The organism is Paraburkholderia dipogonis, from assembly GCF_046027395.1.
GTDB lineage: Bacteria > Pseudomonadota > Gammaproteobacteria > Burkholderiales > Burkholderiaceae > Paraburkholderia > Paraburkholderia dipogonis_A.
Genome location: NZ_JAQQEG010000004.1, coordinates 215,453 through 236,592 on the forward strand (window position 1 = coordinate 215,453; position 21,140 = coordinate 236,592).

Below are 21,140 nucleotides of genomic sequence, written 5' to 3' on the forward strand. Positions count from 1 at the left end.
GGTCCTTCAGGCGATGACGGCGTGTTGATCTTTTAGTGATTCGAAATCGGCGGACGTAAGTAGCGCAAGGGCCCCCGGCCATGTAAGTTCGCCGCGCCGGATTGCCGGCCACGCCTGCTCAAGCTTCTTGTGTTCGGTGAAAGCGCGGCCATAACGCATGTCATGGACCGCATAGTCAATAAGCGCGTCGGGGTCCGAAATCCCGGCCTTCTGTTTCGCAACATCGAAACTCTTGCACAGCGCGCCCATCAGCCTGGATAGATCTCTGAAATCGTACTTTTGGTCACTGAGTCGAGCGAGCGCGCGGGCCGCGAGGTCGCTGTACTCAATCCGTTCCCATTGCGCGGGTGTTGGCCAGGCCGGCGTTATTCCTTCAAGGGGGGGCGCCTCGCGCCCGTCACCGCTAATCGTCCACCACCGTCCGACGGCCGGTAGCGTCCATGTGTCCACTGGACCGAGCAATGCGGACAACTTGGCCGGCTCAAGCACGCTCGTCGCAAGCGAAATCACACGCGGATCGTAATATCGCCATAGCACCGGGCTGCCGTTGGCGCCAGGGCCGACGAGGTAACGGGCCACGTGTTCGGCGAGTTGATCCACAGGCCAGGAACTTTGTAGCCATGCACAGATGACTGGCGGGCGATCGCCGTCAAGCTCGTCACGCATGACCTCCTCGATTGCAGTCTGCTGCTCGGGGCTCAGCGCACTCATATTGACGAGGCGCGGCATCAATTCAATGCGATGCGAAAGGGCTGCCGGCGCGCAAGGCACGCTGGACAATGTCTCAAGTCCTGTGGCGTAACCTATCGTGGCCGTTTCGATGAGAACATAGCCTCGGCTAAAAGGCGCCTGCGGTGCTGGCGCCGCGCGCAATAGGGCATCCATAATTGTTTTTTCTCCCCTCTCCCTAAGCAAGCGGCACAGAGGCGCTCCCCGCTTCGGCCGCGCTGTTCGTCATGGTCTGGCACAGGTCGGCGCCAGGGAACTGGGCTGGAATACTTTGAGGCCCCAGCGTCCCGTGGTTTGCAGCGTGAATTGTATTTCCGCCAGGTGTAAAGCCGTTAATGCCTTCAGCACTGACGACAAACTGGCTATTGCCAGCGGTCAGGCGGATTCCCTGCTTCGCCGTGATATTGACCCAGTCGGTGGTGCTGATAATGCCGACGACTTTCTTCGCGAGTAGTTCGAGTTCGTCGTTCTGCGCCTGGATCTGTACCTTCCCGCTCGCGGCAATCAGCTTCATGCCCATGCGGTGAACGAAGATCGACAGTTTCTCGGACGCCGATGCAAAAATCGATTTGCCCGCACCAAGCGAGATGTTCGAGCCTGCCGTCAGGGCCGTATGCTCGCCACTCGCGACGTGCGTCGACCCCGTGCTCGACACCGCGGTGCCGGCCGCACTTGCTACAAGAAGTTGCGGCTCGTTCAGTTCAGGAAATGAGCCATTACCGCCGGTGGAGGAGCCTTTCAGCCCATCATTCTGGGATTGAAGCGCGTCGGCCACATCCGACTGGTCGCCGCCGCTTTCCTGCGCGCTATGCTGCTGAGCGAGCTTTCCGAGTTGCGCCTGCAGCGTCTGGGACTTACCCAGTCTTGTAGTCGCCTCATTGATATCGGAAATATGGGACTTCGCGAGCGGGCGGGCATCCGTGCTGATCAGCAGGCCCTTGCCTGACCGGATCGCGCCAACGCTGTCGGTGCGCAGTTCGAAGCCCTCACCGCGACCGTCCTGTCGACCCGTGTTGTCCTCGACGCGGGTAATGTGTCCGAGCGAAAGCTGACTCGCCTCGTGGTCACTTCGCAACTGCGTCTGGATCTGGTCCTTCGTGTCGTCGAAGAGCAGATGGTTACTCCGGCCACTGGCCATGTTGCCGTTGGCGCCGGAGAGTTCCCGGCTCCGGAACCCCATGAGGGCGCTCTGGTCGGGCAATTGCCAAGACGGCAAATTCGATTCGTTGTGGACGCGGCCAGTAATGATGGGCCTGTCGGGACTACCCTCCAGCCATTGCACGATCACTTCCGAACCCACGCGTGGTAGCGCAACAAATCCCTGGTCGCCGCCTGCCCACGCGGTCGCCACACGAACCCACGCAGAACTGCTTTCGTCGCCCCTGGCGGATTGATCCCAGTGAAACTGGACGCGGCAACGGCCGTATTTGTCGGTGTGAACGCTCTGTCCCGACGGTCCCACAACAGTTGCAGTCTGGGGCGCGTTGATGCGCGTATCTACACTGTTGTATCCACGCCCGGGACGCCACGGAATTTTCTTGCGGATTGCGATGACGTCGTTGTGATAGTCGGACGGCGCATCGACACCCTGAAGATAGTTGTTACTGGCGACGTGGTCGACCTCGACAACAAGGAACTGGTTGTCGTCTTGAGAGCCCTCGGCATGCCCGAAGTGATCGGTCAACTCGAACCAGCGCCCAGGCATCACGTAGCGGTTGTTGCCTTCGCCCTCAAACCGCTTTGCGACGGCCTCGATCTCTTCCATACGACGCTTCGACAACCCATCACCGTCCTGGCTGCCCCCGAAGCCGTAGGCGCCGACGTATTCATATTGTTCGAGATTCGGTACGCCACCTTGCTGGTTTATGGTGGGCACCCCGGCAGTCGCCGGCCGCGGGCTCTTGAAATCGAAGCGCGCGACCGTGTACTGCCCCGGCATGACTGACCGCACCGGGCTCCAGAGCGCCAAACCGTCTTCAACCTTGGAGCCCGAATCCCGCTGGAATGGCACGGACGCGGAATTTCCATCGATCTGCTTTGCGTTAATCGACGCATCGGAGACGATGAGCTTGTGCGATTTTTCCGTGTGCTCGTACCAATAATAGAAACCAGCCGCTTCCCACCTGCGGTGCAGGTAGTTGTGATCGCTCTCGCCGTATTGGACCGCCATTGTCATAACGGAGTCCGTGCCGGCCACCTTCCAGTCCCAGTCGGGAAGTACGCCGTAGTCCTGCAGCAGCGTCGTTGTCTGCGTATGCAGATCCTGGTCCTGGAACAGGCGGTTGTTCGTGCGAAGGCTCAGAAAACGCAACCATGGGCCGATCGTAGCTTCATAGAAGGCAACGGAACCGTCGGTTTTGACGTGTCGGAACGCAAATATATAGCCGTTAAAATAGCGCGACGTTCCGTCCGCTCGCGCAAGTTCTACGGTAATCATCTTCCCCTGGAATTCTTTAAGGGAGAGTGACGCGTTATCTGAAAGGATTTCGACCTTGAATTCGAAATCACGCGACAGACTTTCTGTGCCTGTCAGTCGATTTGCAAGCAATGTGGAGTATGGCGCGTCGCCATGCGGAAAAGTTAAGCGTAGCAGTCTGCTTTGCTGGCGGTCCGCAAAGACTTTTTGAAAGTCTTGAGCAAGATTGGTCACCACGATTCCCTCTTATTGCTGCCCCGATCGGTGACGGAATTTTACAGAATCTCCAGACGAAAAGTGTCAAATGTAATAGATGCATTTCTCGCGCAACTTGATCGGAAATTATTTCCTATAAATAATGCAATACGCAAAATGGGTAACTATTGCTTGACACCACGATGATTGGTGGATCGGAAATGTCAGCCGTAAACGGATTAGCGAATTCCGCCAACAGTGTTTCGACAGCGAAGCTTCGCAAAATTCTTGAGGAAATTGCAGAGATGCGGCAAGACGGACCGCTGTAACGAATTTTGATTGAGGGGGTGCATCTGTCGGAATGTTGATGCGCCCCAATATGCGCTTAACCTTCCAAGCGGACGCGGAAAGAATGAAAAAATTTGTGATTGTTTTGTTGATGGCGCTGTCTGTTGGTCAGTGTCTGGCGACTGAGGCGGTGTCGTTGCACTATCCTGGTATGCCGCACCTCAAGAAGAACGAAAGTTACGTCAGCGTGCGTCAGAAAATGCTCAAAGCTGGGTGGACTCCATACCACGCACAGGATGCGCTCGAATGCGCTCCAACTGACGATCGCTGCGCGGGACGACCGGAGATGGAAGCCTGCTCAGATGTAGGCGAAGGGCAGTGCGCATGGTTATGGCAGAAGAACGAAGTCGTCGTGGTAGTCGATACGATCTACGGCGCAGACAATGACGTCTTTGTTGGCGTGTCGCGTTATCAAAAACATTGATGAATTGTTGAGACTACGCGCGAACGACGGACGTCTCTGTTTAGTTCACCTAGGACGTCAGAAAGGCCCGATGGACGATAGCTGCAGTTCGGGGAGAGATGCAGATCACGGCCCTGCAGTTTTGGCATCGCTGGCGGTGGAGGACAAAGCGAGCAATGAAAAAATATATTTTGATTGGATTTCTTTTGAGCGTTGCTTCGCTCATCTGCAATGCGCAAAGTGCTGCTGTCACGAGCAATCATCAGTTTTCAAAAGTGGAGATCGCGTATCGCAGTCAGGACTGTTCATTTCAATTTAGTCCAGTCAACTTTTGTGACGATAAACATGTCGCCGCGATAAATTCGGCCCTCTCCCAGCAGGCGCCAAATTTTAATGGTCACTATATTTTGCTGACAATTTCGGAGTACCCGAGGTATCACCAGCGCTCTGTCGTCGCCGTCGACACGAACTCAGGCGTTGTTTATCCGCTTCCAATTGATGCGTATTCCGGACCTACGGACAAAAGCGGAAACGCCAGCGATCATGGCAAAGTAACCTTTGACTCTAAAAGCAACAAGGTTTGCATCGTCGGGGTCATCCTTGTCTATAGAGCATTCGAACACGGAAAGTTTTGCTTTACGTTCGAAGGCGATAAGTTCGTGGGCCACCATACGACATACATGGACTAAGGGTCATCTTGTCCGACCGATTTCTATAAGCTTCCATGTGGAGCAAACGAGATGATGAATCTGATTCGCCTCGGCGACGATACCGACGACGGGGGAAAGGTCATCACTGCCTCGTCGACGATGCAGTTTGATGGCCGGTTCGTCGCCCGGAAAGGCGACGAGGTGTCGTGTCCAAAGCACGACGTCAAACCCAACGTAATTACCGAGGCTGATGAATCGATGAAGGACGACGGCGTGCCGATCGCACGCCATGGGCATCAGGCGACTTGTGGCTGCCGATTGATTTCGAGCTTGAGCTAGAGACGCGCGATAAGGTTGCCTCACTTGCTGCGGACGGACGCCGTCGACAGCGTGTTATTCCCTGCGCATCTTCAATTGGCTCATAACGTCTTGGGCAGACTATTCTCCCCATCGATGATGCAGCGTCGTGACGACAAACTGCCGCTCCTCCTGCGGATGCGTATTCACCTCCCGATGCCCGCTCAACTCGAACCATCGCCCGACGGCCAGATCGCGCACCCCACTCACGCCATCGACATTGGCCGAGCGTAACTCACGGGCGAGCATGCGCGACTTGCTGACGCGCTCAAAGTCCGACCACGAATCACCCGCGTGCGGCACGTCGATGACCGCATCGCGCAGCAGCTGCGCGATGTCGTTGCCGGCTTCGCCCTGATCGACGATGCATCGTCTCCGATACCTGCGCCACCGACGCGCTCTTGTGGTCCCAGCTCGTGCGCTGCACATTGCCCGCCACGAGCTGACGCTAGGCCGACCACAGTTTTAAGGCCAGCGCGTTTATCGGCGCAATGCGCGACGCGAACATCTCAGTGCGGATCAATGCCCCGCTTCGACCCATCCAGCGCTCATACCTGATGTTCCATGCCTTTGAAATTGCCAAAGGGCGCGAGCGTCCGGACCGGGTGCCGCCATACGCGGGTGTTAACATAGATTGGGTGCACCGCAATGCCGACGGCTATGGGGTGACTTATTATCCCCACGAAAACATGCATTGGTCTGACACGGGTCATTAATAGGAAAAATTATGCGAAGGATCGCAGTATCAGTTTTTGTCGCTTTGATTTGCAATTTTGCGAATGCCCAACAAGCCCCGATCGTTGCCGTGTGGGAGCAACTTCCTGTTGCCGATGCTAACGGCGGAGCCAATGCGGCGCGCCACAATATTGTTTTCGTCGATCAAAAAATTGCCGACGATATCGCATCCTATAGCGATGACAGTTCACATGCACTAGCTTCGCTTTTTTAATTTTATAGGGATATGTCCCTGAACTGCTAAAGTACCGCCGATTTGGTGAGCTTTGCGAAAACCTCGAAGCCTCTTTGGTGGCCGCTGACGCTATGCGGTGAGCCGCTAGATGCAGCTCACCGGCGGAGACGCCCCTATGGTGTAGCGAGACGCAAATACTGAGAAAGGCCGCCTTGTTGGGCAAGGACTTACGGCCGACGCGAACGCATCGCGTGAGAAAGTGGATGCATCGGTTGAGAACTTCCCTCCTCGGCCATCTCGGCTCCGTTCGGGACACGTGATAGAGCGGGTCCTATCCCATCATGAGTCGTCACTCAGGTTTGTACCAAGAGCCGCAAAAAATTGCGCTTCGGATAAAGCAATTTTAGCAATTTGCGCTCGCGGGCAACCCATCTCGCTGCACTTCAGCGGTCATGAAATGTCCAAGTTTCGAGGGGCTGGCCTACAAACTTGCCAAGCAAATAGCTTTGGCCATTAACGAAGCAATTACCTGGTAGGCCCCTCTTAATTCTGTTTCAGGCCAGTCGTGCCGGTGGCTGGTCGAGGCGTCGGCGACCGCCCGTCGCAACCCGGCCAGGAGGGCACTCATGAAATCGACCCGCCTTTGTCTCGCCTGTGGCAACGCGTTCGCGCCACTGCCGCATGTTCCCCAACAGCGATATTGCTCCTCGAAGACGTGCCAGCGCGCCCGTCGCCGAGATTGGCAGAACAACCGGCTCCGCATCGACAGCGACTATCGCGACAACCAGGCCCGGGCGCAAGCGAGATGGCGCACAGGCCACTCGAGCTACTGGCGTGAATATCGAGTTGCGCATCCGGCGTATCGAGAGCGCAACCGCAACATGCAGCGCGTGCGCAATACACGACGAAGTTTCAAGCCGATTGCAAAGATGGATGTCATCCGGCTCCCCGGGCCGCTGAGCTCTGGCTTCTACGTGCTGTCTCACGCGGATGACGCCAGCGTTGCAAAAATGAACGCGTGGACCGTCCACATAGCCGTGCTGTCTGCGCCGGCAGCACCACCCATATGATTGCAAAGAGATGACGTGATACACATTGGCGTCGAGCCTGCTACCTTTGCCTTGTCACCGTTCGCTTTCGAACGCGACCACCTGATGTGAAGCCGCGACGCTCAATTTGACGCTCCCTTGCGCCCAATGCCTGCCGCGTGTCCGTGTCTGAGTTGCGGGGTGGAGCATGTCATTCAAGTACGCGGATGCACCGGTCGGAACCAATTCGTCTACCAGGCGGGCAGCGGAGTATGTCCGCATGTCGACTGAACACCAGCAGTATTCGACCGAGAATCAGCGCGACCGGATTCGAGACTACGCAGCGCGCCGCGGATTGGAAATTGTTCGCACATATGCAGATGAAGGTAAAAGCGGTCTCCGAATCGACGGTCGGCAGGCACTTCAAAATCTGATTTCGGATGTCGTCAATGGCGACGCTGACTTCGGCGCGATTCTGGTGTACGACGTGAGCCGATGGGGACGATTCCAGGATGCCGACGAGAGTGCGTATTACGAATACATCTGCCGCCGCGCCGGTATCCAGGTTGCGTACTGCGCCGAGCAGTTTGAAAACGACGGGTCACCTGTCTCGACCATTGTGAAAGGAGTAAAGCGCGCGATGGCAGGCGAATACAGCAGGGAGCTGTCCGCAAAGGTGTTCGCCGGCCAGTGCCGATTGATTGAGATGGGCTTCCGTCAAGGAGGACCCGCTGGCTATGGACTGCGCCGCGTATTGGTCGATGACCACGGTCTCATGAAGGCAGAATTGCGTCGCGGCGAACATAAAAGTCTGCAGACGGACCGGGTAATACTCATGCCGGGACCGGATAGCGAAGTGCGCACCGTCAATCTAATCTACGACTGGTTTATCGATGAGTCACTCGACGAATACGGCATCGCTGCGCGTCTGAATGGCATGCGCGTGCGAACTGACCTTGACCGGGAATGGTCACGAGCAACGATACGGGAGGTATTGACGAACGAGAAATACATCGGCAACAACGTTTATAACCGTGTGTCTTTCAAGTTGAAGAAGATGCGGGTGGCCAATACGCCCGATATGTGGATTCGAAAAGAAGGAGCATTTGAAGCCATTGTGCCGAGTGAAACGTTCTACACCGCTCAGGGCATCATGAGAGCACGAGCGCGTCGGTATTCAAATGAGGAGCTAATCGAGCGACTGCGCGGCCTGTACCGAACGCGAGGGTATCTTTCCGGCGTGGTGATTGACGAAACAGATGGCATGCCATCCACGTCAGTCTACGTGTATCGATTCGGCAGCCTGATTCGCGCGTACCAGACAGTCGGCTTTACGCCGGGCCGAGACTATCGGTACATTGAGACCAACCGCTTTCTGCGGCAACTTCATCCAGAAATCGTCGCTCAGACAGAGAAGAAAATTGCGGATTTGGGCGGCACGGTGATGCGCGACCCGGCAACCGACCTGCTGACTGTCAATGACGAGTTCACGACGTGCATCGTGCTTGCGCGCTGCCAATCGCATGACGATGGTCGCAATCACTGGAAGGTGCGTTTCGATGCGAGCCTCCTGCCGGACGTCACTGTTGCGGTACGGCTCAACCAGACGAATGCTTCGGCGCTGGACTACTACCTGTTGCCACGCCTAGATTTTGGGCAACCTCGTATTCATCTGGCCGACCAGAATCCCATCGAGTTCGAGAGCTATCGGTTTGATACGCTGGACTACCTCTATGGCATGGCTGAGCGGGCCCGTCTCAGGAGAGTAGCGTGAACTCGCGGCAGCAGCCTGGAGAAATCCGGATGGTCCCGGTCGCTCAGATTGAAGTCATCAATCCGAGGGAGCGCGATGGTCGAGTGTTCGATGAAATCGTCGACAACATCAAAACGATAGGTCTCAAAAAACCTATTGTGGTCACGCCACGGGCGACAGCCGGCGGCATTGAAAAATACCTGCTCGTGTGTGGCGAAGGACGATTGAAGGCGTTCCGCTCATTAGGGGAGTCAACTATCCCTGCACTTGTTGTGAGCGTGAGCGACGAAGACGCGTTTGTCATGAGTCTGACTGAGAACATCGCACGTAGACAGTGTCGCCCACTAGAACGGCTCGCTGGCATTCGGCAATTGCAGGAACAAGGGTATGCGCCGAAGGTCATCGCCGAAAAGACTGGCCTTACCCCAACTTATGTTCACGGCATCCTCACGCTGTTGTGCCAGGGAGAAGAGAGACTTGTCGTTGCAGTGGAGAAAGGCCTCGTCCCTCTGAATGCAGCCCTCATGATTGTCGGCGCCGGCGACGACGACGCTGAAATACAGGCAGCACTACAGGAGGCATATGAGTCGGGCAAATTGCGGGGCAAGCAACTGATGAGCGCCCGCCGTGTCATCGAGCGCAGAAAAGCACTCGGAAGAAGCACGGCGCACAACATGACCAGCAAGTCCGTCACCGTCACAACATCGAGTCTCGTGCGGACTTACGAGCGCGAAGTTGAACGTCAGAAATCCATGGTCAGAAAGGCCGAATTTGCACAACAGCGATTGCTGTTTGTCGTCGGCGCGTTGAGGCAACTGTTTGCGGATGAGAATTTCATCAACCTTTTGCGTGCAGAAGGACTCGCCAGTTTGCCGAAGTATCTCGCAGAACGCGTCTGGCCAAGCGGGAGTGCTACATGACTGGCGTAACTCTTGGATTCATTCCCGAACCGCTGTCGGTGCCGGTCCGCAGTATCTTGCCATCGCGCAGAATACCGGCGCCCGTGGTCGAGTCGCGCAAATACAAACAGATAAGGACGTCCATTGAGGAAGTAGGCCTCATCGAACCGCTCTCGGTAACGGCTGCGGACCAGGCTTCAGGGCAACATGTTCTGCTGGATGGTCACCTGCGCCTACTCGCTATCCAGGACCTGGGGCATGAGAGTGCAGCATGTCTTGTCGCGACCGACGATGAAAGCTACACCTATAACAACCGGGTCAATCGCCTATCGACAATCCAGGAGCACTACATGATTCGGCGCGTGGTTGACAGAGGGGTATCACCGGAACGATTAGCGAAAGCTCTGTCCGTGGATGTATCCCAGATTATAAAAAAGATGTCGCTGCTCGACGGCGTGTGTCCGGAAGCGGCTGAACTTCTTGGAGACCGGCAGTTCTCACCGGAGCTTGTTCGCGCCATTCGCAAAATGAAGCCCACGCGGCAGGTCGAATGCGTCGAACTGATGGTGGCCGCAAACAACGTGTCAGTCTCTTACGCCGAAGCATTGTTGGTGGCTACGCCCGCAGCGCGGCTCGTTAAGGGGAAGAAGCCGCAAAAACTGACTGGCGTTAGCCCCGAGCAGATGGCGAAAATGGAACGAGAAATGAGCAATCTGCAGGGGCAGTACAAACTCGTGGAGCAAACCTACGGTCAGGATGTGCTGAATTTGGTGCTTGCGAAAGGGTACCTCGCAAAGCTCCTGGAAAACGAATCGGCACGGCAATACATCGCCCAACGCCATCCGGATTTGATGACGGAATTTGAGTCCATCATTGCAACCATTTCTCTCGACCAGCAGCAGTTTAGCGCGGCTCTTTAGCCAAACTCGTACTTCGTGGCCGTGACGTGCCGCACGAAAAGCACGCAAGGCGGACGCCATCGTTTTGACGTCTGCGTCACGTGATGGAGACACTGCATTAATCCGCGCAAGCCAAAACACACAGCCCAGGTACGAGACACGAAATATTTTCGCCTCATGATTTCAGATGGAACTTGCGGTCGGCTGCAGTTACCGGAAAGTATCCACCCAACAGCCGGTCGCGAGCGTCGAACGTCGGACTCGTACCGATGGGAGAAACGAGCACGCGCGTCCTGAATTGTTCTCTTGTTATTGACCTCACCATTCCGAACAAGACCTGCTTTGCAGGCGTGTCACGATGGTAGTGGATAAGCCGACTCGTGCTGCTCAGGCAGAACCATGGGTCATATGGAAATTCCACTATCACATCTCTTGTCTGCGCTTTCGCGATAATCGCTACTTCTTCTTTTTCCTCGAGTCCTTCGCCTCGGGTGTAGAAGAAGTCTAGCCTGACAGAAATATAATCTCCATTGGTAACTAACTCCATTAGGAGCTCCGGCTCGCCCAGATAAGGCGTTATATCCAGGACGGCCCTATTTCTTGCGAGCAACTCAATCAACTGAGTGATATAGGCGGCAAGGTAGATTTGCTTGTCACCACTTACAAAGTATCCTCCATCCGTGCGGCGCGCCTGCCAGCTCTCGTCGACGAAATGTCCCTGGTCATTCAACACGCCCAGTTCGGTCAATTTCTCCCGCGCCACCCCTGCCGGGAAATCAGGTAGCTCAAGCGTGCTTTGCAGAACACGGCGGAAATTTACCCAGTCCCAGCGTAACTCAGGCATCCGTTTGACCGTGGACTCGAGAATCCAGCGTTCAATAGATATGCAAGCTTCCTCCCATCGTTTTTTGCAAGTTATGATGCGCTCGGATGTCAAATTCTGTTCCAACTCGAAACTGGCGTGAGCTTTTGAGTGGTGTTCCGTGCACAATACGGCGAGATTGGAAATATCATGATTTTTCGAGATACTGTATTTTTCGATATGGTGAACCACAACTCCGAGTCCCCGCTTTCTGCAAACGCAGCATAGCTCGAGATTGCCCGCAAGGACCTGCCGTAGTGTTTTCTCGGGTACGGGTCGGCGTCGTTTCTTCAATGACATGATGACAGATTCGGGCAAACCAAACTGCCTGAGCTTCACCGGTGCCAGATTTCGTAATTCTTCTTTTGTATATTTAACAGACAGATTCGCCGCAACCCGGGTATCGCAGAGCCTATGCCAACAAGGTGATTAAATGTCGCGTCTTGAGTCTGCGTGGCGGAAGTTATTTTCATATCGTTAAATATAATTATTCGAGCGATACTAGTCGTTGATTAGATTAGTTGATGTCGTTTTAAAATCTTATTTTTTACAAATTCCAACGGTATGCGCATCATGCTGAAAACAGTGGTTTTCGCTATCTCGATGAATCAATTGACACTTTAGCATCACGCATAGGCGTGCCGACATTCCATTTTATGAAAAATTCGCTAACAGCCTGACCTTCAGGTTCCGAACTCCGACGAAACCCGATGATGAGCCTCGCGATGGGATTTCACTGTGATATGGTGTTTAGGCACGCCGTTGACTCACCTTGTCCGCATAGGGAAGCGAGTAGGTCATCGTCCGTTAGACTTAGATTTAAATTATTCCAATCGAACCTATGAGCCTGAACGTTCATTCACACATTATTGCGGAACCACATATTGCTGGCCTATCTGGTGCGAAGGGTTTAGGCATCCGTACACTGAAGTTCAGCGTGATATTTCCCCTGGTCAATCGCACGCTTAACGACGACGCAGAGATGCACATCGATACGCTCAGCGCGCTGGTGAGTGTTGCTGCCTCGTCGGGCAGTGCCCACTATCTTGCTAGCGGGAGATTCGAAGCGCCGATTATCCTGCGTCGCTTCCCGCGTGCCGGAAAGACGGCCGCCCTGCTTCTGGTCGACCTCAACGACAGCCAGCTCGCTGCACTCGATGAACTTCGAGGAGCTGGTGGAGTAACGTTTCAGGTTGCGCTCAAGGGGATGGCGCATTCGTCGGTAGACGCGCACCCCGTCGAGGAGGTGCTTCAGCACCATGTCAACCTCAGTCAATGGGTTGAGCTTATAGGGGAGCTTGGATTCACGGACGCGTTCGTCATCAGTGTCGATATTCCCGTCGACGCGAGTGACGCGTTTCCGGCAGTTACGCACTTGTTGCGTGCGGCTCGGCGCCAACTCGTGACGGGTGAATACGACACGGTCGTTAGCACCTGCCGTCAGGTGCTCGATAGCCTGTCGACCCACATCGATTCACGCGAGTCAGTCATTGTGGCTCGCGACAGGAAACCGACTCGTATTCGCGACCAGTCAAAACTTCAAAGAGCACTGGCCGTCTTCGATTCGGTCCGGAACTACAGCCATCTCGCGCATCACGTGGACTCCAACGGACAGCCCGAAGTCTACAGTCGACGTGAAGCCTCCATGATTCTCACGACGACCTGTGCACTCGCGGCTACCGCGATGGGGTGGTAGAACACACATCGTCTTTCCATCAAGAAACGCCACATAACCTAGCGCAAATCTGCGCAGACCAACGCTTCGATGAAGGGGGAGCATGAAAAAATCACGAAAGCGGCGCTCGAGCGCTAGCCGCCGTCCTAATGGATACGCGTCATCGCAACAGATGCCTACACCAAACACAGCCTCATCGACTGGCATGGACCGCGTGACCGCCGCGATAAGATTTCTCTACAAGCGGGCCAAAGCAGTTATCAGCATGAGTGCATTGGCTGCAGCAGCCTTGGCAACGGTCCACTTTCTTCAAGGTCAGGTAATCGTCTCCTTCTCGAAATCACTTGCGTCTGGCTACGAATTTACGGTATTGAACGACAGCCAAGTTTCTCAAACAATTGAGAGCCTGCGCATAATGCCGAAACTCGGCTCGAAAGTGGTCTTCGTCACGACGTCGCAGACGTATGTTCGCGAAACAAGCGACGGTGCTGAGCTGCCGTACGGCAACACGTCGATGGTCCCAGCAGCGGACTTTCGCGATATGGACGGGCAGATTTTACGTCCCCAACAGCGTATTACGTTTCGCGTACCGCCCCTTGTGGATTGGGACAAGCTCAAACCCGAAGCTAGCCTCGTCGACGTCACATATCAAACTGAGCCAACAAACTTTTTGCTCAGCTTGACCGCAAAACTGGCGGAAGGGCTAACGCTCATGAAGCTTCGCTTCACGAACACATATCTCGTTATCAACGATTATTGGACTCCCACGAATTCAAACGATGCCAAAGCAGCGCTGGCACATGCTTGTTCGGAAGATGTGTCGCTACGCCAAGGCACACTATGCGACTGAGTAGTGCTCGAGGAGGTATGCGCCTCTCGAATCCCGCTCGGGCAACGGCTTCGGTAGGAGCGCGAAGTAGAACGTGCTGACGGTGGCCGCGAACAACGTATCGGTCTCTTACACCGAGGCATTGTTGGTGGCTACGCCCGCGGCGCGGCTGCTACAAGGCAAGAAGCCACGCAAACTAACCGGCATTAGCCCGGAGCAGATGGCGAAAATGGAACGGGAAATGAGCAATCTGCAGGGGCAGTACAAACTCGGGGAGCAAACCTACGGTCAGGATGTGCTGAATCTGGTGCTTGCGAAAGGGTATCTCGCAAAGCTCCTGGAAAACGAATCGGCGCGGCAATACATCGACCAACGCCATCCGGATTTGATGGCGGAATTTGAGTCAATCATTGCAACCATTTCTCTCGACCAGCAGCAGTTTAGCGCGGCTCTCTAGCCGAACGCTGCCATCGTGGCCGATGGTTCAAAATGTGTGCGATGCGTCGCGAGAGCCAGCGCTGCGTCGCCGAAGTGCAACCAAAAGCGTTTTTCGGGTGTTTTTGAGCCGCGGCATTGGCTATGCCTCCCTCTCGCCGGCAGCTAATCGCTAAATTTCACCGTATCCAGCTGGAGCATTGTCCATGTCCTCCCATCGGCATTCGACAGTTGGGTCTAACCAGTCTGCGGCGCGTTGTAGCCACGCGGCGTCGATGACATCGTCGGACGACTTCAACTTCTTGACTTCGAATTCAGTCGCCAGCGCTCGCAGGCGATTCGCTCGTTCGAGCTTCAACGCCCAGTCTTCGACGCGCTTGAGTCGCTCAACTGCGGAACGGCGGACCTCAGCCAGCCTTGCACGCTCGGCTTCCTGCACAGCAGCTACTGCTCGTTGCTCGGACCGCATCTCGGCTTGTACGGAATCGCGGATAAGCAGATGCCGCAGCTTGCCAACGAACCCGTGAATTTTCGTTTCGATTGCGGCACTCCGACTGTCTGCAATGGTTGCTGTCGCGTAGGTACTTCCAACTTTGAACGCGGATATTTCCAGTTCGTTCGTCGGATGGTAGAGGTAGGTCTGGCTATTCAGGTTAAATCCGACGCGCTTGTTTTCGGCCAGTTGCTCGCGCGTCAAAGGGACACTTTCCTGGCGGCCGCGCTCCCTCACGCGGAAGGTTAGCTTGCCATCAAGCAACGTCACGTATGCGGGGCCATTCTCTTTGCCTCCTGGTAAAAGCGAGTATCCCGCGCCCGTCAGTGTCTCAAGAAGCATGTTGAGCACGAGGAGCGCGCGCAGGGAGTTCTGCTGGGACACCGCAACCCGCATCAGTCCGGCACCCTCGCAATACGGCCATGTTCGCGAATCGCGGTGCTTTCCTTCGAGCTTTTTCGCCATCCGTTTGACGACCGGCAGGCATTCGTCAATGGTGGTACGTATCTCGACGGTCGGTACTTGCGGTGCCCGCGTTACATCCTCATCGATTCGGGCCTGAGTGCGCTGTGACAGCTCGTCGTCCTGTGGGTTTTTAAAGACGGAACGCCGGTAGGTCGTCGCACCCTTGGTTGGTGGGAGTGACGGTTTTTCAACAGTCTTGCCGGCGGCAAGCTTTGCCCAGTAGCCAAGAGGTGGAACCGGAATATCCAGGTTCACGCAAATCTTGCGAAGTCCCACATCGGAGATTTGATATTTCTTCGACACCTTGCTGACCGGTTCGGACCAGATTTCCTCGTACAGCTTGTCGCGCTCGAAGTCTTGATGGACGTGTGGCATGTGAACTCGTCGTGTGTTTGGCGGGGTCTCGTTAGTCTTCGCCGCCTGGTGTTGAGCCCGCTACGTTTGAACTCAGTTCGATGCGTCTTTTGCACGGCGGGGACCTTGGAACAGAGCCAGACCTAGTTCGCAGAAAGCTTCTTTCCGGCCAAACCTACAATGCTCGCCATCAGTCGGCAACCTCGGGGTCCGAACTCATGAGACTAGCTGTCCATGCCTTTGCGAATAGCGCCTTGCGCGGTACACATTTTCCAGCGGCGGCGATGCCCCGCATCGCTATCGTCGTCGCTCCGTCCTGCCCGGCTGACGCGGTTGCGGAATTCACCCGACGCAATCACAATTGTCGCGTGCGTTTTTACACACATTTTATAGTATATGGCCACACGAAATTCTGTGAAAACTGCAGCCGTCGACGCGGCATGGGCAAGACTTAGCTCGCGCGCCATCCGCGTCGCGCTAGCGCGCCGGGATGTGAGCTACGCACAACTTGCTGAGGCACTGACCGGCATGGGTCTCGCAGAATCCGCGCGCTCTGTGGAGGGCAAAATCCAGCGCGGCACCTTCCGCTTTGCCTTCTTCCTGCAGACTTTGACCGCATCAAAAAACCAATATCCTGAACATTGGGCACTCGCTCTGCGCGGCGGAGCGACCTGGGAAGAGCGAGCCGCAGCGGTGATTGAGACAGAACTGGCGAAACTACCGTGGTTAGACGGCACCAAACTCTCGCAACGGCTTGACGAAATCGGCGTCCAGGTGGAAGCCGACACGGTATGGGAACAGATTGAAGAAGGAACGCTTTCCACTGCTCTATTTTTCCAGTGCGCCACTGTCTGCCGGTTCACGAGCCTTCAATTCTTTCTGGACTGCCGAGACTTGATTGACGCTGCCGTCGCTGGCGCATCAGTCCGGTAAAGCGACGATTCGAACAAAATTTCTTGCTTTTCTTCGACGGCCGACTATATTTCGGCTTGGCTTTATCGCGTGTAAAAACACACGAAAAATAACTTGCTGTGTGGCTGCAAGTGGGTGATGTCGCGGGTCATTCGGACGTCTCTGACAGGCACTTGTTGCCTGCAAGGAGATGTCTGTACGCAGAGTCGCATCTGTAGTGGCCGAACAGAAGATGTTGTTATTGCAACGGAGCATCGTAAAGACCATGGACTCCATCATTTCGACCCAACGAGCCAACGCATAAGTGCGCATCCTGAGATGTCACTTGCTGAATGGCAAATCTTCGAAACGCAACATGATTCCAAGCACTTTGCTGGCCGCGACAAGCGCTTTTGCACGGGCCTGGTCAGCACCTCCATTCAAAAGGTTGGCCCTGCCGTGCTACGTGGCGTCTCGTCTTCCAGTCGTGTCTATCAACCGGTCGGCGCTCGCGGTTGTCCAAGGGAGGGCCAATACATCCAGGAGCGTCGGTGCAAGGTCAATGGGTTAACACGGCACGCCGACGTTACGACCGAAGTTCTCGCGGAGAGGGAGTGATGACAACGCCAGTGGAACGTACGAAGGCTGTGGTCGACACACGGGACTTTCTGGAAATGCTGGCCAATGCAGAAGAGGTCACGATTCGCGGTCTGCTGCAAACGGTCGCAATTGGTCTTCTCAGGCACTACCCCCTGAACGTCGATTTGGACGTGTCAGCATCTGCGGCCCCGGGAATCTGGGCGCATCCGACGGCCGAGCGGCCTGAAGGAAGAGCGACATGCACTCGCGTTGTTCGGTTGTTCGCAACACGAACTGACGAATAGCGTGTCGAGTGAAGAAGACTATGCCGCGACCTACACGCGACTCGTTAAATGACCCTTCGCCCCATAAGGCCCGCGTGTTACTGATTTTGCGGAACGCCGCGGTGGCAGTGACTCTGTTCGACCCTGTCGGTGCTCGAGCGCTTCTCGAAATGCCGGATGCGGAATTGGGGCGGCGTTTCAAACTTGCGCTTGTTCGAGTTGCCGGCCTGGCCACCGTGTTAAATGTGGACCCGAGTTCAAGTCTCGACGAAAGCGCACCGGGGCGGAAGAACCCCAGCTCGACTCGGCGGAAGCCGACGCAAGCATCCTTGGTTGCCAAAGCAAGACTACTAGGCGAGTCTGACTTTCGTGCAGCCATGGGTATCACAAATCAAAGGCTCAGCAAGGATGTCGCTGCCCGACGCCTTTTCAGTGTCGACATCGACGGTGAACCGTATTTCCCAGCGTTCTTCCTGGTTAAGCAAGTCCGCAAAAAAGACTTAGCCAATGTTGTGAAAGCGCTCCGTGACTTGACTGGCTGGAGCAAGTGGGAATTTTTCACAACGCCCGTCCGGACGTTGGGCGAATTGACACCATTGCAAGCACTCTTCTACGGCGACAGGAAGCGCGTGTTGCGCGCCGCCGCTGAATTCGCCAAGCGGTGAGGAATCCGTCGGCGGTGACCGTCAGTTATATATTTGGAGACCATGGAATCTATCTGGCAATTCGCTCTCAGAAATCCGCCGTTGCTGCTCGTGCCGGCATGCGCATTCTTCCTCACTCTTGTCGTGTTGCGCATTAAGAAAAAATATGTGAATGAGGGAATCTTGCTTTGGCGCAAGCCTGCCCCGGAGTGCGACCACTGCGCATCAAAATCAGCGGGAGACGAGATGCACGCGGATAACGGTATTGACCTTGAAATTGCGCTTCGCAAGTTCCATGAACTCGGCTTGGCGGACGGGGACTTGGGGTATGCCTATTGGTATGAAGTCGGACAGCTACTGAAACGAGCTGCTGGCATGCAAGCACAAATAGACGTGCTTAGCAGAGAGCTGGAAAAGTGTCGCGCCTTGCGACCGAAAAAGATTTGACATCACCGCCGCGCTACAGCGGTTGGGATTTTGTTCCGTCGACGCGGCGCGCATGCGCACTCGGTTTCGTCGCAGGCAGATGAAGAATGACCATCTGTTCACGAAGTACTTTTGTGTCGTCACTTTATTTGAGAGCTGTGCGAAGCAAGGCCGACTTTGCTTCCTTTTAGGCTAGCAGATTGCGGGGGCGTTTTTGCAAACTGGAATGGGCCGGGAAGGTTGCCGGGCCAGAATGAACGCGATATTTCGGGTTCATTCTGGCCCAGCCCTGAAGACAAGCACATCAATATGAGGAACAATCTGTCAGTTATGTTTGATGTATTTAGAACATTGTCGAGCGGCACTGATTAGAAAACAACGCCGACTGGTCGCGCATCGGCTCGTGCTCGGGTGTTTGACAGCCTCTCCGTTAATATTCGGAGGAATATGCCGTAATATTGAGCAAATAGCCGTGACAGCCAGTCGGTTTTGACCGGGGCCGTCAGTTGGCTGCCGAGGCGCGTCTGGAGAGGGAGGCGCTGAGGAAAACACACTAACAAAACAAGCCCTTAACCGGGGAGACCGAAGTTGAACATCCAGTCGTTGCTTGCGGGCGTACCGACGCCCGCACTCGTCACGGGCGCATTTTTAACCGCCCTAGTCGTTGCTGTCATTGCGTTTTTTTTCGGCCCCGCGATAAGGCATCTGCTTCGGCTGCGCTCTATCCAGCATCGCATTGAAAGCTTCGAAGACGGAAATTACCCTTCGCAATTTGAAGCGGTATTCGCTGGCGACCGCCGGCTCGCCCATCTATGGAATGAGTATGCCGAATCGTTGCACGTTCAGCGTGAAGAGCGCGACGGGCAGATGGTTGTTCGCGCTGTGCGCGCCACGGTGCCCGCCGAGTTGTACTTCAACAGCCAGGTCGTCGTAGACAGCCGTCTGCGCACGGAATTTTTTAAGCATGTTCCTGGAATTTTTACTGGCATCGGTATCATCGGGACGTTCAGCGGACTGATAGAAGGCCTTCACGCCTTCCAGATAAGTGATAACGCTGCGACCGTGCGCGGCAGCCTCGAATCCCTCATGCATTCTGTGGGAGAAGCGTTTCTTGTGTCCGCCTCGGCAATCGCTGCGGCGATGCTAACCACGCTCTTCGAAAAACTCCTTCTTGCCTCGCTGTACCGACGTACCGAGGAAATCGTACATGCGATTGACGCGCGCTTTGAGGCGGGCGCCGGCGAAGAATACCTGGCGCGTCTGGTTAAGGCGTCGGAGGAGTCGGCGAGCCAATCCAAAATATTGAAGGACGCCCTCGTCAAGGAGATGGGAGAGCTGCTGCGCGAGTTGACTAGCGCGCAAATAGAAGCAAACAAAGAACAATACGCGCTGGTCGCTGAGGCGGGTCGCCAGAACAATGCCGCTCTCGGACAGGTTATTGCGGAAAGCATCCAGCAAGGTCTCAAAGGCCCGCTCGATGAAATTGCAGCAACGGTTAAAAGCGCCAGCGGCGACCAGAGCGCAAGCGCCGGACGAATGCTGCAGGACGTAATGACGAGTTTCAGCCAACGGCTGAATGATTTGTTTGGCGGCCAGATTTCGGGCCTTACCGAACTCAATCAGCAAACTGCCCACAGCATTCAGCAGGCCGTCAGCACCTTGCACACCCTAGTCGCGAACATCGAAGCTTCGAGTCAACGTTCCACGGATGCGATGGCGCAGCGCATGGCAGAGGCCATCGAAAAAATGGAATCGCGGCAGGAGGCGATGAACGCCCAATCAGCTGCGTTCGTTGAGCAGCTGCGCCAATTGGTTTCGACATCCCAGTCGGAGACAAACCAGAAACTGCAGACGACGCTGGAAACGCTTGGCACGCACGTCGGAGAGATGCTGACCACGTTGAGCGGCGCGCAGAAAGATGTATTTGAAAACAATCGGGCACGCGAGAGCGCTATGTCTGACCGGGCGACCGGTGCGGTTACAGCAATGTCCGAATCCGTGGATGCCGTTGTCAAGGAACTGGGCATCGCGACGACGCAGATGGCCCAAAGCGTATCTGCCTTGACGCAGTCCACCGCTTCATCGGTAGACCGCATGCACGCAGGCGCGGAAGCATTAGGCGTGGCATCGCGAAACTTCGCCACGGCGGGCGAGCGCGTCGCCGGCGTCATGGGTCAAACCGCCGACGTTTCGACCAAACTCGCCGCGACGGCTGGGAATTTGACGAGCGGCGCGGGAGCCATCCAGGAACTTCTGGGCGACTACCGTGCCCACCGCGACAGTATCGGCCAACTTGTTACCGAATTGCGTGCCACCGTCGATGTTGCGCGAAGAGAGGCCGCGTTGACTGGCGACATTCTCAGTCGAATCGAGACGTCCACGGGCCATCTTGGTGCGGCGCAAAAGCAGGCCGACGAATACCTCGCTGGTGTAAGCCGCGTCCTCGCAGACGCGCACGGCGCCTTCGCGACCGAGGTGAAGCGCACGCTGGATAAAGCGAATGCCGAGTTCCATACAAAGCTGACTTCGGCAGTGGGGTTGCTTTCGTCCGCAGTCGGGGAGCTGGAGGTCACGCTTGCCGCGATGGGAACCCTCACACCGGCAAGGAGGTAGACG

At 55.6% G+C, this 21,140-nt stretch carries 20 protein-coding genes and 1 pseudogene; 16 read left to right on the forward strand and 5 right to left on the reverse strand.

Annotated elements, in window-relative coordinates:
* Positions 1-6: 6 nt before the first annotated feature.
* Positions 7-885: a DUF4123 domain-containing protein gene (locus PQR32_RS06535; protein ID WP_408223378.1), complete on the reverse strand. Its 879-nt coding sequence runs from the start codon at positions 883-885 to the stop codon at positions 7-9.
* A gap of 22 nt (positions 886-907) precedes the next feature.
* Positions 908-3,382 (reverse strand): type VI secretion system Vgr family protein, encoded by a 2,475-nt coding sequence (locus PQR32_RS06540; RefSeq protein WP_408223380.1) that lies wholly within the window; start codon positions 3,380-3,382, stop codon positions 908-910.
* A 325-nt stretch (positions 3,383-3,707) separates the two neighbouring features.
* On the opposite strand from PQR32_RS06540, the gene PQR32_RS06545 reads away from it, so the two are divergent.
* The 3 genes from PQR32_RS06545 to PQR32_RS06555 all read left to right on the forward strand — a co-directional run bounded on the left by PQR32_RS06545 (position 3,708) and on the right by PQR32_RS06555 (position 5,080).
* Positions 3,708-4,112, forward strand: a complete 405-nt coding sequence (locus PQR32_RS06545) for a hypothetical protein (RefSeq protein ID WP_408223382.1) — start codon at positions 3,708-3,710, stop codon at positions 4,110-4,112.
* Between the two features lie 155 nt (positions 4,113-4,267).
* A complete protein-coding gene (locus PQR32_RS06550) occupies positions 4,268-4,780 on the forward strand; it encodes a hypothetical protein (protein ID WP_408223384.1) in 513 nt (170 codons plus the stop codon).
* 51 nt (positions 4,781-4,831) lie between these two features.
* Positions 4,832-5,080 (forward strand): PAAR domain-containing protein, encoded by a 249-nt coding sequence (locus PQR32_RS06555; RefSeq protein WP_408223386.1) that lies wholly within the window; start codon positions 4,832-4,834, stop codon positions 5,078-5,080.
* Positions 5,081-5,179: 99 nt separating this feature from the next.
* Here PQR32_RS06555 and PQR32_RS06560 read toward each other — a convergent pair whose 3' ends face one another.
* On the reverse strand, positions 5,180-5,527 hold the full coding sequence (locus tag PQR32_RS06560; protein WP_408223388.1) for a contractile injection system protein, VgrG/Pvc8 family: 348 nt from the start codon (positions 5,525-5,527) through the stop codon (positions 5,180-5,182).
* Positions 5,528-5,825: 298 nt separating this feature from the next.
* Between PQR32_RS06560 and PQR32_RS06565 the strand changes: the two genes are divergently transcribed.
* The 5 genes from PQR32_RS06565 to PQR32_RS06585 all read left to right on the forward strand — a co-directional run bounded on the left by PQR32_RS06565 (position 5,826) and on the right by PQR32_RS06585 (position 10,608).
* Entirely contained in the window at positions 5,826-6,047 is a 222-nt protein-coding gene (locus tag PQR32_RS06565) for a hypothetical protein (RefSeq protein ID WP_408223390.1), read from the forward strand.
* Between the two features lie 587 nt (positions 6,048-6,634).
* Positions 6,635-7,078 carry a hypothetical protein gene (locus PQR32_RS06570; protein ID WP_408223392.1) on the forward strand — a complete coding sequence of 148 codons (444 nt, stop codon included), beginning with the start codon at positions 6,635-6,637 and terminating at the stop codon, positions 7,076-7,078.
* 166 nt (positions 7,079-7,244) lie between these two features.
* Positions 7,245-8,810: a recombinase family protein gene (locus PQR32_RS06575; protein ID WP_408223394.1), complete on the forward strand. Its 1,566-nt coding sequence runs from the start codon at positions 7,245-7,247 to the stop codon at positions 8,808-8,810.
* On the forward strand, positions 8,807-9,709 hold the full coding sequence (locus PQR32_RS06580; RefSeq protein ID WP_408223396.1) for a plasmid partitioning protein RepB C-terminal domain-containing protein: 903 nt from the start codon (positions 8,807-8,809) through the stop codon (positions 9,707-9,709). Before PQR32_RS06575 ends, PQR32_RS06580 begins: the two co-directional genes overlap by 4 nt.
* A complete protein-coding gene (locus PQR32_RS06585; protein ID WP_408223398.1) occupies positions 9,706-10,608 on the forward strand; it encodes a plasmid partitioning protein RepB C-terminal domain-containing protein in 903 nt (300 codons plus the stop codon). The genes PQR32_RS06580 and PQR32_RS06585 overlap by 4 nt, the downstream gene beginning before the upstream one ends.
* Before the next feature lie 154 nt (positions 10,609-10,762).
* On the opposite strand, the gene PQR32_RS06590 is transcribed toward PQR32_RS06585, so the two are convergent.
* Positions 10,763-11,641: an HNH endonuclease signature motif containing protein gene (locus PQR32_RS06590; RefSeq protein ID WP_408223400.1), complete on the reverse strand. Its 879-nt coding sequence runs from the start codon at positions 11,639-11,641 to the stop codon at positions 10,763-10,765.
* A gap of 649 nt (positions 11,642-12,290) precedes the next feature.
* On the opposite strand from PQR32_RS06590, the gene PQR32_RS06595 reads away from it, so the two are divergent.
* The 3 genes and pseudogenes from PQR32_RS06595 to PQR32_RS06605 all read left to right on the forward strand — a co-directional run.
* Positions 12,291-13,145 carry a hypothetical protein gene (locus PQR32_RS06595; RefSeq protein WP_408223402.1) on the forward strand — a complete coding sequence of 285 codons (855 nt, stop codon included), beginning with the start codon at positions 12,291-12,293 and terminating at the stop codon, positions 13,143-13,145.
* A gap of 184 nt (positions 13,146-13,329) precedes the next feature.
* Positions 13,330-13,974 carry a hypothetical protein gene (locus PQR32_RS06600; RefSeq protein ID WP_408223404.1) on the forward strand — a complete coding sequence of 215 codons (645 nt, stop codon included), beginning with the start codon at positions 13,330-13,332 and terminating at the stop codon, positions 13,972-13,974.
* Positions 13,975-14,050: 76 nt separating this feature from the next.
* A pseudogene (locus tag PQR32_RS06605) lies at positions 14,051-14,410 on the forward strand (plasmid partitioning protein RepB C-terminal domain-containing protein); the annotation flags it as partial.
* A 150-nt stretch (positions 14,411-14,560) separates the two neighbouring features.
* Here the strand turns inward: PQR32_RS06605 and PQR32_RS06610 are convergent.
* Entirely contained in the window at positions 14,561-15,721 is a 1,161-nt protein-coding gene (locus PQR32_RS06610; protein WP_408223406.1) for a hypothetical protein, read from the reverse strand.
* 393 nt (positions 15,722-16,114) lie between these two features.
* Here PQR32_RS06610 and PQR32_RS06615 point away from each other — a divergent pair, with 393 nt between their 5' ends.
* The 5 genes from PQR32_RS06615 (at position 16,115) to zorA (ending at position 21,137) form a co-directional block, all read left to right on the forward strand.
* Complete coding sequence (locus PQR32_RS06615) at positions 16,115-16,633, forward strand: DUF6471 domain-containing protein (RefSeq protein ID WP_408223408.1); 519 nt, start codon at positions 16,115-16,117, stop codon at positions 16,631-16,633.
* A 575-nt stretch (positions 16,634-17,208) separates the two neighbouring features.
* On the forward strand, positions 17,209-17,475 hold the full coding sequence (locus PQR32_RS06620) for a BPSL0761 family protein (RefSeq protein WP_408223410.1): 267 nt from the start codon (positions 17,209-17,211) through the stop codon (positions 17,473-17,475).
* A gap of 101 nt (positions 17,476-17,576) precedes the next feature.
* On the forward strand, positions 17,577-18,119 hold the full coding sequence (locus PQR32_RS06625; RefSeq protein WP_408223412.1) for a hypothetical protein: 543 nt from the start codon (positions 17,577-17,579) through the stop codon (positions 18,117-18,119).
* 42 nt (positions 18,120-18,161) lie between these two features.
* A complete protein-coding gene (locus PQR32_RS06630; protein ID WP_408223414.1) occupies positions 18,162-18,545 on the forward strand; it encodes a hypothetical protein in 384 nt (127 codons plus the stop codon).
* A 567-nt stretch (positions 18,546-19,112) separates the two neighbouring features.
* Positions 19,113-21,137 (forward strand): anti-phage ZorAB system protein ZorA, encoded by a 2,025-nt coding sequence (gene zorA / locus PQR32_RS06635; RefSeq protein ID WP_408223416.1) that lies wholly within the window; start codon positions 19,113-19,115, stop codon positions 21,135-21,137.
* Positions 21,138-21,140: the final 3 nt, after the last annotated feature.